The organism is Arthrobacter sp. FW306-1B-G06A, from assembly GCF_058781765.1.
Genome location: NZ_JBYSXB010000052.1, coordinates 18,093 through 30,203 on the forward strand (window position 1 = coordinate 18,093; position 12,111 = coordinate 30,203).

The 12,111-nt window shown below is 65.3% G+C and carries 10 protein-coding genes; 8 read left to right on the forward strand and 2 right to left on the reverse strand.

The window, feature by feature from the left end; translation table 11 throughout:
- Positions 1–350: 350 nt before the first annotated feature.
- Entirely contained in the window at positions 351–2,003 is a 1,653-nt protein-coding gene (aceB, locus tag AC3WJM_RS20815; RefSeq protein ID WP_492272843.1) for a malate synthase A, read from the forward strand.
- Between the two features lie 192 nt (positions 2,004–2,195).
- Here the strand turns inward: aceB and AC3WJM_RS20820 are convergent, their stop codons facing one another.
- Together AC3WJM_RS20820 and AC3WJM_RS20825 are read right to left on the reverse strand one after the other, a co-directional pair.
- Positions 2,196–3,392, reverse strand: a complete 1,197-nt coding sequence (locus tag AC3WJM_RS20820) for an MFS transporter (RefSeq protein WP_492272844.1) — start codon at positions 3,390–3,392, stop codon at positions 2,196–2,198.
- 138 nt (positions 3,393–3,530) lie between these two features.
- Positions 3,531–4,751, reverse strand: coding sequence for an ROK family transcriptional regulator (locus AC3WJM_RS20825; RefSeq protein WP_284988674.1), 1,221 nt, complete (start codon positions 4,749–4,751; stop codon positions 3,531–3,533).
- Positions 4,752–4,955: 204 nt separating this feature from the next.
- On the opposite strand from AC3WJM_RS20825, the gene AC3WJM_RS20830 reads away from it, so the two are divergent.
- The 7 genes from AC3WJM_RS20830 to AC3WJM_RS20860 all read left to right on the forward strand — a co-directional run bounded on the left by AC3WJM_RS20830 (position 4,956) and on the right by AC3WJM_RS20860 (position 12,080).
- Positions 4,956–6,041, forward strand: a complete 1,086-nt coding sequence (locus AC3WJM_RS20830) for a Gfo/Idh/MocA family protein (protein WP_492272845.1) — start codon at positions 4,956–4,958, stop codon at positions 6,039–6,041.
- Positions 6,038–6,838 carry a hypothetical protein gene (locus tag AC3WJM_RS20835; protein WP_441432915.1) on the forward strand — a complete coding sequence of 267 codons (801 nt, stop codon included), beginning with the start codon at positions 6,038–6,040 and terminating at the stop codon, positions 6,836–6,838. The genes AC3WJM_RS20830 and AC3WJM_RS20835 overlap by 4 nt, the downstream gene beginning before the upstream one ends.
- A gap of 134 nt (positions 6,839–6,972) precedes the next feature.
- A complete protein-coding gene (locus AC3WJM_RS20840) occupies positions 6,973–8,292 on the forward strand; it encodes an ABC transporter substrate-binding protein (RefSeq protein ID WP_306963271.1) in 1,320 nt (439 codons plus the stop codon).
- 10 nt (positions 8,293–8,302) lie between these two features.
- On the forward strand, positions 8,303–9,265 hold the full coding sequence (locus tag AC3WJM_RS20845) for a carbohydrate ABC transporter permease (RefSeq protein ID WP_492272846.1): 963 nt from the start codon (positions 8,303–8,305) through the stop codon (positions 9,263–9,265).
- On the forward strand, positions 9,265–10,158 hold the full coding sequence (locus tag AC3WJM_RS20850) for a carbohydrate ABC transporter permease (RefSeq protein ID WP_059388540.1): 894 nt from the start codon (positions 9,265–9,267) through the stop codon (positions 10,156–10,158). Before AC3WJM_RS20845 ends, AC3WJM_RS20850 begins: the two co-directional genes overlap by 1 nt.
- 39 nt (positions 10,159–10,197) lie before the next feature.
- Complete coding sequence (locus tag AC3WJM_RS20855) at positions 10,198–10,947, forward strand: sugar phosphate isomerase/epimerase family protein (RefSeq protein ID WP_492272847.1); 750 nt, start codon at positions 10,198–10,200, stop codon at positions 10,945–10,947.
- Positions 10,944–12,080, forward strand: a complete 1,137-nt coding sequence (locus tag AC3WJM_RS20860) for a Gfo/Idh/MocA family protein (RefSeq protein ID WP_492272848.1) — start codon at positions 10,944–10,946, stop codon at positions 12,078–12,080. Before AC3WJM_RS20855 ends, AC3WJM_RS20860 begins: the two co-directional genes overlap by 4 nt.
- Positions 12,081–12,111: the final 31 nt, after the last annotated feature.

Genomic DNA, 12,111 nt, shown 5'->3' on the forward strand with positions numbered 1-12,111 from the left:
TGCGGCCGACAAAGGCAATCCTCCGCGTGCTATTCCCCATCCCCGTCCTGTGGCCTCGCAAAGCTCGGCCGAGGACGGGGACAGGGCCCCTTTTACGCACGCTTCCGGATCACCTTCGCCGACCTTGCGGCGCTTGGCGACTGGCGCACGAGGCCGAAGAGTCCGGTATTGCGGCAGCCTGCGTAAAAGGGGCCCCGTTTCCGGGTCCGTCCTCGCTCAGCGAGGTCGGACCCGGAAACGGGGAATAGCAGGCAGAGCAATGCCGGTCCGAAGGCCGGAGCCAGCCACGCACCGTATCGAACCCAGCTAGGCCCGCCGTCGAACATTTGCTTCTCTGAGGAGAGATTGAAATGAACAGCTTCACCGACAATTACACGATCAACGGCATCACGCTGACCGCACAGCCCATCCACCGGCAGAACGAGGTTCTTACGCCGGACGCCCTGGAATTCGTGGCAGCCCTGCACCGCGCGACGGCGGAGCGCCGCCAGGAGCTGATGCAGGCAAGGCACGCCCGCCGCGGCCAGATCGCGAGCGGACAGGATCCCCGGTTCCTCCCGGAGACGGCGGACATCCGGAATGATCCGAACTGGCGGGTCGCTCCCCCGGCACCCGGCCTCGAAGACCGACGCGTGGAAATCACCGGGCCCGTGGACCGGAAGATGACCATCAACGCGCTCAACTCCGGCGCCAAGGTGTGGCTGGCAGACATGGAAGACTCCTCCACCCCCACGTGGCGCAACGTCATCCAGGGCCAGCTGAACCTCACCGACGCCCTGGAACGGCGCATCGACTTCACCTCACCGGAGGGCAAGGAATACAAGCTCCGTGCCGCCGAAGAACTGCCCACCATCGTGGTGCGGCCGCGCGGCTGGCACCTGCCGGAGAAGCACATGCTCATCGACGGGAAGCCCGTTGCCGGTGGAGTGGTCGATTTCGGCCTGTTTTTCTTCCACAACGCCCGCCGCCTGCTGGCACAGGGCAAGGGCCCGTACTTCTACCTGCCCAAGATCGAGAACCACCTCGAGGCCCGGCTCTGGAACGACATCTTCATCCAGGCCCAGGACCTCCTCCGCATCCCGCAGGGCACCATCCGCGCCACGGTACTGATCGAAACCATCACCGCGGCGTTCGAAATGGAGGAGATCCTGTACGAGCTGCGCGCTCACGCCTCGGGCCTGAACGCCGGCCGCTGGGACTACATCTTCTCCGTGATCAAGAACTTCCGCACCCGCGGGCCCCGCTTCGTGCTCCCGGACCGCGCCCAGGTCTCCATGACCCAGCCCTTCATGCGCTCCTACACCGAGCAACTCGTCCGGGCGTGCCACCGGCGCGGCGCCATGGCGATCGGCGGCATGGCCGCAGCCGTTCCCAACCGCAAGGACGAGGCCGCCAACACGGCAGCGTTCGAAAAGGTCCGCGCGGACAAGACCCGCGAAGCCGGCGACGGCTTCGACGGCTCCTGGGTGGCCCACCCGGACCTGGTTCCGGTGTGCCGCGAAGTGTTCGACGGCGTACTCGGCGAGCGTCCGAACCAACTGGACCGCTCACGCGAGGACGTCACCCCCGACGACCGCGCCCTGATCGATGTCGCCTCCACCACGGGCACCATCACCGAGACCGGCATCCGGAACAACATCGAGGTGGGCATCCGCTACATCGAGTCCTGGCTGCGCGGCAACGGCGCCGTGGCCATCCACAACCTCATGGAGGACGCAGCCACGGCGGAGATCTCCCGTTCACAGCTCTGGCAGTGGATCTACTCGCACGCCATCACCGACACCGGTGAAGTCATCACCCGCGAGTGGATCAACGACCTCCTGGACGAAGAGTTCGCCCGCCTGGAACGCTTCGACGACGACCGCTTCAACGATGCCCGCAGCATTTTCGAGGAAGTCACCCTCGCCGAGGAGTTCCCCACTTTCCTAACCATCCCGGCCTACGCCCGCTACCTCACGGAAGCCCGCGAGGAAGCCACCAAGGAAGAACTCGTCGCCGCTTGAACCCGTAGATAAAGCCCCCGCCGCTGGGCTGCCTGCACTCTTCGCAACAAGTGACCCCGATGGTCGGGGCGGCAGCCCAGCGACGGAACCCCTTCATCAACACGTGCGAACTGGCAGCAGATGACTTTGCCGCTTGGGAACGGTCATCTGCTGCCAGTTCGCGCGGGGTTAAGGGACGACGGCGGCGCGCACTTAGCGCTGCCGGGCCACCCAGCGCACCGAGAGGGTGGTGCAGATGCAGAATGCGGTGACCGATCCGAGGATCACCAGGAGCGGCACGGTCCAGCTGCCGGAGATGCCGTGCACGTAGCCGATGACGGTCGGAGCCAAGGCCGCGAAGCAGTAGCCGATCCCCTGCACGACGGCGGACATCTTGCCTGCCGAAGCTTGGTCGCGCGCGAACTTGATGATGGCGATGAAGATGACCGTGATGCCGCCGCCCTGCGCTACTCCACCGAGGGACGACCATAGCCACCACCAGCCCGGGGCCAGCAACAAGCCCAAGGGCACCGTGAGCCACAAGGCACCCAAGGTGGCCGCCACCGCCGTCGTACTGGCGAAACGGGCGAGCAGCGGCACGCCGAGCCCACCGACTATCGCGAAAATCTGGAAGAGCGACGATCCTGCCCCGGCTTGTGCTGTGCCCATGCCCAGCTCGTCGGCCAGGAAGCTCGGGAGCCATGCGGTCACGCCGTAGTACGAGAATGCCTGGCCGGCGAAGCCCAGCGTCAGGCCCGCCGTCAGCCAGCCAACCCCGGAGGCGCCCCCCGCTCGTGAGCCGCCGGCGGCGGGCACAGCAGCGGGAACGAAAGCTTGCCGGGCACCGACGGTGGGGATCCAGAACAGGATGGCCGCGAGGGCCAGGAGGGCACTCGCGGCGAGGGCAAGACGCCATCCCACGAGTTCCGCGAGCGGGGCCGTGGCCACCGAAGTCAGGAAGGACCCGATGTTCAGCGCTGCTGTGTAGACACCCATGGCGGTTGCCTGGCGGCGCGGCGCGAAATCGCGGCGGATGATGAGTGGCACCGCGATGTTGCCGATGGTGATCGCGAGGCCGATAAGGACGGTGCCCACCATGACCGGGACACCGCCACCGCTGGAGCGGATCACGACGCCGGCCAGCACACCCACAAGAGTGAGCATCACAGCGAATTCGGCGCCGAGCCTGCGTCCGGCCATAGAGGCCAGCGGGGCGGCGAGCGAGAAGCAAAGCACGGGAATGCCCGTCAGCAACCCGAGTTCCACGGGGGAAAATCCAAGATCCCGTTTGAGGGAATCCACCACCGGCGCCACCGCGACGAAGGGTCCCCGCATGTTGAGGGCGATGAGGCCTATGCACGCAAGGATCAGCCAACCTCGGGGGACCTTGGCGAGGAATGGACCGGTCATGGGGCGCACTGCAAGGCGGGGAAAGTAGGCATCACCTTCATTGCTATCACGCCTCCACGGCGCGAACTGGCAGGCGATGACCCCAAAATCCGCGGCAACGGTCATTTGCTGCCAGTTCGCGCGGGGGTTAAAAGCCCGTCAGCCGGTTGCTTGGAGCGTGGCTTCAATCACTGCCGGAGACAAAACGTGCTGGGTGACCATCTGGCTCGCACCGAGGATCGCGGCCTGGTCGCCCGCCATCGAGATGCCGATGCGCAGGTGCGAGGTGGCCAAGGGAAGGGAACGCCGGTAGACAACTTCGCGGATCCCGGCCACGAGGTGCTCACCGGCCTCCCCCATGCTGCCGCCAATCACGATCATGGAGGGGTTGAGCAGATTGACCACTGTTGCCAGGACATCGCCAACGTCGCGTCCGGCCTGCCGGAGTGCCTGGATGGCCTGGAGGTTTCCCTCGGCCACGAGCCGCAGCACGTCCCCGCCGTTGCTGGCCGGGAGTCCTTGGGCGTGCAGCTGGCGGGCGACGGCGGGTCCCGAGGCGAGTGCCTCAAGGCAGCCGTAGTTCCCGCAACGGCAGAGCACGTCGTCGCCGCGGGGAACCCGGACGTGGCCAAGGTCCCCGGCCGTGCCGTTGGCGCCGCGCTGCAGCTCGCCGCTGCTGATAATGCCCGCGCCGATGCCCGTGGCGATCTTGATGAAGAGCAAATTGTCGTGGTCCGGCCAATACGCTGTGCGTTCGCCCAGTGCCATGATGTTGACGTCGTTGTCCACGAGGACCGGAACCGGCAGCGAGCGCTGCATGTAACGGACCACGTCGAATCCGTCCCAGCCGGGCATGATCGGCGGTTTGATCGGCCTGCCGGTGTCGTGTTCCACCGGACCGGGCAACCCGATGCCGATCCCGGCGAGGTCGTCAAGGCTGCGGCCGGCTTCGGTGAGAAGCTCCCGTCCTTCCGCCACCACCCTGCCGAGCACCACCTCGGGACCGTCTGCGACTTCCTGCGCGAGGCGGCGCTCGGCCAGGACTGTTCCACCGAGATCGGTGACCGCAACGATTACGTGCGTCGCTCCGACGTCGACCGCCAAGACAACGCGGGCCGCAGGGTTGAAGGCAAAGCGCGACGGCGGCCTGCCGCCACTGGAGCTTGCCTCGCCGGCGGGACCCACGAGTCCGGAGTTCATGAGGGCGTCGATGCGCGAGGCGACGGTGGAACGGGCCAGCCCGGTGGTGATGGCGAGTTCGGCGCGGGTCCGTGCCTGGCCGTCGCGAAGAAGCTGAAACAGGTCTCCTGCACGCGAAAGGCTCCCGGCGTCCTGTACGGAGCCGTCCTTGCCCGGGGCTTTTTCGGGTGCTGAAGTCATGCATCAGTGATAGCACGATTGCTTATGGCTGTCACGCAGCAAAAAGATTGTCGAATGATTTTCAACTTTTGCTTGCTCATCGACAAAAGTCGTCGTAGGTTGTTTGTGAGAAGGGTCACGTAGCCCACAAAGCCACGCTGAAACTCAGAGACTCCGTTTACGAAGAGGTAACTGATCTTGTCCAGCCACTCACAGGCAACACCGTTGGGATCACCAGGCCCCCTCGGCGTCGGCATCCTTGGCGCCGGCCCGGTCACCCAAGCAATCCACCTTCCTTCCCTGGCCCGGCTCCGGAACATCCTGGAAGTCCGCCACATCATGGACGTCGACTCCGCGGTTGCCGAATCGGTCGCAGCACGCGTCGGCGCCAAACACAGCACCAGCATTGACGCACTCCTGGGCGATCCCGACGTCGACATCGTCGCCATCTGCAGCCCCCACCAGTTCCACGCGGACCAAGTGATCGCCGCGTGCCGCGCGGGAAAGAAGGCCGTCCTCTGCGAAAAGCCCTTCGCCATGAGCGGCGAGGAGGCTGCCCGGATTTCGGCGGTCAGCGCGGAAACCGGCGTGCCGATCATCGTGGGCGCCATGCACACCTTCGATCCGGGCTGGCTCGCAGCCGAAGCCAACTGGGGCGATCTCCCCGAGAACGTCCACACCATCCGTTCTTCCATCGTTCTCCCGCCCAATGCCCGGTTCGAAGATTTCGCCACCGAAATCATTACCCGGCCAGCCAGCGGCAACCCTGACTACAGCGATATCGAGGTCATCAAGAACTTCCTGCGGGGCGGCATCATGGGCCTCGCCATCCACGACCTTCCGCTCGTCCGCCGCTTCACGCCGGATTTCGAAGACCTCGAGGTGCTGCAGGCACGCCACGTGCGGCCCTTCGGCTACGTGATTTCGCTGCGTTCTGGAAGACCGGGCGCAGGTGACCGGATCATCGAACTCAGGGCAGCCATGAACAAGACATGGAAGCCGGAATGGGTCTTCGAAGCGATCTCGGACGACGCAGCCCTTCGCGTGGACTTCACTCCTTCCTATGTACAGGCGGGTTCCGCGGTCGCAACCATCACCCGCGGAACCACAAGTACCACCTACGGACCGTTCGAGCACAACGGCTACGAGGGCGAATGGCGCGAACTCGCCCAACTGGCCCTCGGAACCAAGCAACCGCCGTCGGCCGAAAGCCTCATCAATGACCTCACCTTCGCGATAGCCATTGCCGACGCCACGGTGGACCTCGCGGCGGCGGAGCACGCAAACAGCCATGCAGGAGCCCGCTCATGAGCACCCAGTACACGGTCACTGCTACCCCGCAGGCGGAAGAGAGCGGCTCCGTAGCACTCGCGGTGGCTTCTCTTCCAGCGAGCTTCGGCCCGGTAGCAGCCGGGGAGGCCGCACGGATTTCCGCCATCGACGGCGCCGCGGGCTGGACCACCGAGGCCATCAAGGCGATCGACGGCGGAGCGTCGGGCATCGTCGTCGTCAACCCGGTCCCGGAAAACACCGCCGCCCTGCTCGACGCCGCTGAAGCGTCCGGCGTCGCGGTGGTCCTGGACCAGCGCTGGGCATCCAGCCCGGGTCTCGCCGGAGCCGAAGACGCCGTCCGCACGGTAGCCGGCCGCGCCGCCATGCTGGACACCGTCGCGACGGCCGCGGCAGGAACGGATCCGGAACGGCTGCTCACCGAGCACCTCGCCGCCGTCGTACGCGTCACAGGGCAACTGGACGCGCTTCGCCTCTTGCGCCGCGGCGCGCACGGCTACGCGGTTTCCGGGCGGCTCGCCAACGGAGCTCCGGTTTCGCTCCAAGGCGTGCTGAGCAACTCCCGGGCCGCCGGCGTCGACTTCCGCCTGTATACCGACGACGGCGGTGTCAGCATTGCGGTCCCGGAACCGCTTGCCGCCTGGCCGGCAGAAGTCCGCGCTACCGGGCAACAGGGGGAAATCCTCCTGCCAACGCTTTACGAATCCGCCCACCGCACCACCTGGCGCCGGCTCAAGGAACACCTCGACGCCGGTACTCTCCCCTCCGATCTGGCTGGCTTTGCGCGGCTGACGGAATCCATCGCGCACCTCTCCTGAACCTGCACCTCTCCTTAAACACGCAACCAGCACCATCGAGCGCAACAGAGCACCAAGCAATCATTAGCCTTCTCGACGACGAGCCGGACCGCACCAAACGCGAAGACCACGCAGCGGTCCCGAAAGGAATCATCATGAATGTTCAGTCCGAAGCCAGCCGCAATTTCTCCCGCAGGGGTTTCCTCGGCCTCACGGCGGCAGTAGCGGCTGTCCCCCTGCTCGCAGCCTGCGGAGGCGGCTCCAGCTCAAGCTCCAGCGCCGGTGGCGCGATCAAGTTCTGGGACATGCCATGGGGCACCCCGGCCTACAATGACGCCGCCAAGAAGATTGCAGAGAGCTACGTACCCACAGGCAGCAACGGCAAGGCCAGCTACCAGATCATCCAGTGGAACAACTTCTATCAGACCTTCTCCTCGGCCATCGCGTCCAAGACCGGGCCTGCGGTATCCACCGGTGGCGGTTTCCAGGCCTTCCAGTTCGAGCAGCAGGGCCAGATCGCCTACGCAGACAAGGTCATCGAGGCGCTCAAGAAGAACGGTCAGTTCGACGACTTCCTGCCGGGCGTGCTGGAGCCCTTCAAGACGGACAAGGGCTACGTCGCCGTTCCGTGGCAGCTGGACATGCGCCCGCTGTGGTACCGCAAGTCCCTCTTCGACCAGGCCGGCGTGGCGGTTCCGACCGACTGGCCCAGCCTGCTCGAGGCAGGCAAGAAGCTCAAGTCCATCGGTGCGGTCGGCTTCGCTACGGGTTCCGGCGCGGGCAACAACATCGGCAACCACTTGATGATCATGATGATGATCAACAACGGCGGTGGCGTCTTCACCAAGGACGGCCAGCTGGACGTCATGAACGACCGCAACGTCGAAGCCATTGAATTCCTGCTCGAGCTGGTCTCCAACGGCGTCGTCGACCCCGCGGCGGTCAGCTACACCACGGACAACCTCGATGCGCAGTGGAAGAGCAAGAAGGCTGCCTTCGGCATGTATGTGCTGGGCCTGCCGCAGCGCGTGGGCGACACCTCCGGAGACCTCCTGGTGGCAAGCCCGATGGCCGGTCCGCACGGCGACAAAGCAGCGTTGGTGTTCCCGAACAACATCATGATGTACAAGAACACCCCCTCCCAGGAGTCTTCCGAGGCCTTCCTGACCTACTACCTGGGCCAGGTCAAGGAGCTGTGGCGCCAGAAGCTGATGAACGGACTGCCGGTCTTCAAGTCCATCACTGAACTTCCCGAGTTTGCCGGTGATCCCAACAACGTCAAGATCGTCAAGGAATACCAGCCCATCGCGAAGACCTTCGCCGCGCAAGGCACCTCTCTCAACGCCAACCTCGCTGTCCTGGACGGCGGCCAGGCACTCAACCAGTTCACCCAGACCATCCTGACCGGAAAGACCGACGCCAAGACTGCACTCACGGCCTTCAAGACCGGCCTCGAATCCGTCATCAAGAAGTAAAGCCGTCGCCATGTCAACCACCACAACACAGTCCGGCCTCGCCCGGGCCCGTCGGGGACTCGCTCCCGGCGGGTCTGGCGGCGGGTCCGTAAACCGCAAGAGCAAACTGTCGGGGCAGGCCAAGCGGACGTTCTTCTGGCTCCTGTTGCCCTCGATCGTCCTGCTCATCCTGATCAACGGCTACCCGCTGATCTACGCCGGCGTGCAGGCAACCCACGACGGCTCCCTCATCGACACCGGCAACTTCGTCGGCGTCAACAACTTCGCCACCGTCCTGTCTTCGCCCGCCTTCTGGAAGGCCGCACAGTTCACGCTGTGGTTCACGATCGTGGGCGTCTTCGGCTCCTGGCTGGTGGGCCTGGGCCTGGCACTGCTCCTGCGCACCAAGATCCCGGCGGGCGGCACCTTCAAGGTCCTGCTCCTCCTGCCCTGGGTGGTGCCGATCGTCGTGTCCTCCACCGCTTGGAACTGGCTCGTCGCCACCCCGGACAGCCTCATCCCCTCCATCTTCCGCAACCTCGGACTCGGCACACCGCTGTTCCTGGCCGACCCGCACCTCGCCGCCGTCATGGTCATGGTCTTCAAGGTCTGGGTCAGCTTCCCCTTCATGATGATGATGATCTCCGCCGCCCTGGCCTCCGTGGACACCACCGTCTACGAGGCAGCCAGCATGGACGGCGCCAGCAAGTGGCAGCAGTTCACCCAGATCACCCTGCCGATGATCGCCCGCTCCACGTACATCAGCTGGATCCTGATGACGATCTTCTGCGTCAACGACTTCCCCACCATCTACCTGCTCACCGGCGGCGGCCCCGTCGACGCCACGACCTCCCTCGTGGTCCTGGCCTACCGCAGCGTCTTCCAGGACTTCCAGACCGGTCCCGGCGTCGCGATCGCCTTCCTTATGACCCTCACCCTCGTCGTCGTGTCGGTCTTCCTGTACCGCCAGATCCGAAAGTCGAGCGTCGAATAATGAGCGCAGTACTCCACGCCCACCCCGAATCCGGACCCGCACTCGGTGTCGCGGGACCCGAAAAATCGCGCCGCGTCCTCTCCGAAGCAGGCATGCGCGGACGCTGGTGGCGGTTCGTCCTGATCCTTGCCATTACTGCGATCGTCCTCGTCCCGATCATGGTCACCGTCATCCTGGCCCTCACCCCGGGTCCGAACAGCACCGCTACCGGCCTGACGCTGGAAAACATCACGGGTGTCTTCTCCAAGACCCTCGCCAGCACCTGGTTGACCAACAGCCTCGTCACCACGCTTTCCACGGTGATCGTCGCCGTCGCCGTGGCCGCACCCGCCGGGTACGTCCTCTCCCGCGGCCGCTCGAAAGCCGTCTCCGGCTACTCCCTGCTGCTGTTCGTTATGCAGTCGCTGCCGATCATCACCTCGGTGGTGCCGCTGTTCATCCTCTTCGCAGGCATGGGACTCGTGGACAATCTGCTCGGCCTGATCATCATCTACGTCGGCTCGACAATGACCGTGGCCACGTGGATGATGGCGGCATACTTCGATTCCATCCCGGTCAGCCTCGAGGAGGCCTCGTGGATCGACGGCTGCTCCGTGTTCGGATCGTTCACGAAGGTGGTGCTGCGCAACTCCCTGCCCGGCATCCTGTCCACCGCGATCTTCGCCTTCCTCCTGGCCTGGAACGACTATCTCGTCGCGATCGTGTTCCTGCGCTCCAACGAGATCTTTACCCTGCCGGTGGGCGTGCAGTCCTTCTTCCAGCAGAACATGACCGACTGGTCCGGCGTCATGGCCCTCGCCGTCGTCATGATGCTCCCGCCCATCATCGTTTTCGCCACGCTGAACAAGTACTTCAGCGTCGGCGGCATCGGCGGATCCCTCGCCGGACGATAACCGAACCTTTTCACGCAACTGACAACGCAAAGGAAAACCATGTCTTACTCCATCCAGCTGTACACCCTGCGCAATGCCATCCAGGAAGACCTGCCGGGCACCATCAAGAAGGTTGCCGAGATCGGCTTCACGCAGGTTGAACCCTACAATTTCGTGGCCACCGCGAAGGAACTGGGCGCCGCTTTGAAGGAGAACGGCCTCACGGCCCCGTCCGGGCACGCGCCGCTGCTGAGCCAGGACCAGGATGAGATCTTCGCCGCCGCCAAGGAACTGGGCATCTCCACGGTCATCGACCCGTACCTGCCTGCCGAACACTGGCAGAACGCCGAAGACATCCAGGCCACCGCTGCCAAGCTCAACGCCGCAGCAAAGAAGGGCGCCGAATACGGCATCCGCGTCGGCTACCACAACCACGCCTGGGAACTGGAGTCCATCATCGAGGGCCAGACAGCCCTGGAGTACTTCGAAGGCCTCCTCGACCCGGAACTGGTCCTGGAAGTCGACACCTACTGGGCATCCGTCGGTGGCCAGAACCCGGTGGAACTGCTCGCCCGCCTCGGTGACCGCGTGAAATTCATCCACATCAAGGACGGCCCCGGCACCACCGACACCAAGGCCCAGCAGCCTGCCGGCCAGGGCACCATCCCGGTGCTCGACGTCGTTGCTGCCGCCACGTCCCTGGAAGTAGGCGTCGTGGAGTTCGACGACTACGCCGGAGACATCTTCGAAGGCATCGCCCAGAGCCTCGCCTTCCTCCAGAACAACGCAGCACAGGACGTGAACGCATGAGCGCCGCAACGCACCAGTCCACCCGGTCCGCCCGCCGGGGACCCGTTGGCGTCGCCGTCATCGGCGCGGGCAACATCAGCAAGGCCTACCTGGACAACCTGACGGTCTTCCCGGACCTGAAGGTCCACGTCATCGCGGACCTGTTCGAGGAAGCCGCGGAGGCACGGGCCAAGGAATACGGCATCCCGGAGTTCGGTTCGCCGGAGCTGGCGCTCAACCATCCCGACGTCGAGATCATCGTGAACCTGACCATCCCGGCCGCGCACGTCGAGGTGGCCACGGCCGCCGTGAACGCCGGCAAGCACGTCTGGACCGAGAAGCCGTTCTCCCTGGACCGCGAATCCGGTTTGGCCCTGTTGAAGACGGCCGACGCCGCGGGGATCCGCCTGGGCTGCGCACCGGACACCTTCCTGGGCGCCGGACTGCAGACCGCCCGAAGGATCATCGAACGCGGCGACATCGGCACCCCGCTGACCGCCCTGACCATGTTCCAGACCCCCGGCCCCGAATCCTGGCACCCGAACCCGTCCTTCCTCTTCGCCCACGGCGCAGGCCCGCTCTTCGACATGGGCCCGTACTATGTCACCGCCCTGGTCCAGGCGTTCGGCTCGGTCCGTCGCGTGGCCGCCGTCGGGTCCAAAGCCAAGGACGTCCGCGTGGTCGGTTCCGGACCCAAGGCCGGGGAGGAATTCCCCGTCGAGGTCCCCACCCACGTCTCGGCCATGCTGCAGTTCGAAGGGGGCGCGTCCTCGCACAGTGTCTTCAGCTTCGAATCCCCCCGCCTGCGGATGGGCTTCGTGGAGATCACCGGCACCGAGGGCACCCTCGAGCTGCCGGATCCGAACTACTTCGACGGCGACCTCAAGCTCTGGCGCGCCGGGGCCGATGAAGCGGAAATCATTCCCGCGACGGGACCGGCCAACGGCCGCGGGATGGGCGTGCTGGACATGGCCCGGTCCCTGCGCGCCGGTGTCCCGCACCGCGCCCAGGGAGCCCTGGCCTACCACGTGGTAGATACCCTGGTCTCCATTTCCGAGTCCGCCGAAACCGGCACCTTTGTAGGCGTCGACAGCTCCGCCGTGACCTCCCAGGCCCTCCCCGAGGACTGGGACCCGATGGCCGCCACCCTCTAGGAATCCCTCATGACCAGCTCCGCCCCTACCC

Bases quoted from the DNA above. Each gene is read 5' to 3' on its own strand.
- AC3WJM_RS20825 (WP_284988674.1), bottom strand. From the start codon at position 4,751: ATGACTTCAGCACCCGAAAAAGCCCCGGGCAAGGACGGCTCCGTACAG.
- AC3WJM_RS20840 (WP_306963271.1), top strand. From the start codon at position 6,973: ATGAATGTTCAGTCCGAAGCCAGCCGCAATTTCTCCCGCAGGGGTTTC.
- AC3WJM_RS20835 (WP_441432915.1), top strand. From the start codon at position 6,038: ATGAGCACCCAGTACACGGTCACTGCTACCCCGCAGGCGGAAGAGAGC.
- AC3WJM_RS20855 (WP_492272847.1), top strand. From the start codon at position 10,198: ATGTCTTACTCCATCCAGCTGTACACCCTGCGCAATGCCATCCAGGAA.
- AC3WJM_RS20845 (WP_492272846.1), top strand. From the start codon at position 8,303: ATGTCAACCACCACAACACAGTCCGGCCTCGCCCGGGCCCGTCGGGGA.
- aceB (WP_492272843.1), top strand. From the start codon at position 351: ATGAACAGCTTCACCGACAATTACACGATCAACGGCATCACGCTGACC.
- AC3WJM_RS20820 (WP_492272844.1), bottom strand. From the start codon at position 3,392: ATGACCGGTCCATTCCTCGCCAAGGTCCCCCGAGGTTGGCTGATCCTT.
- AC3WJM_RS20860 (WP_492272848.1), top strand. From the start codon at position 10,944: ATGAGCGCCGCAACGCACCAGTCCACCCGGTCCGCCCGCCGGGGACCC.
- AC3WJM_RS20850 (WP_059388540.1), top strand. From the start codon at position 9,265: ATGAGCGCAGTACTCCACGCCCACCCCGAATCCGGACCCGCACTCGGT.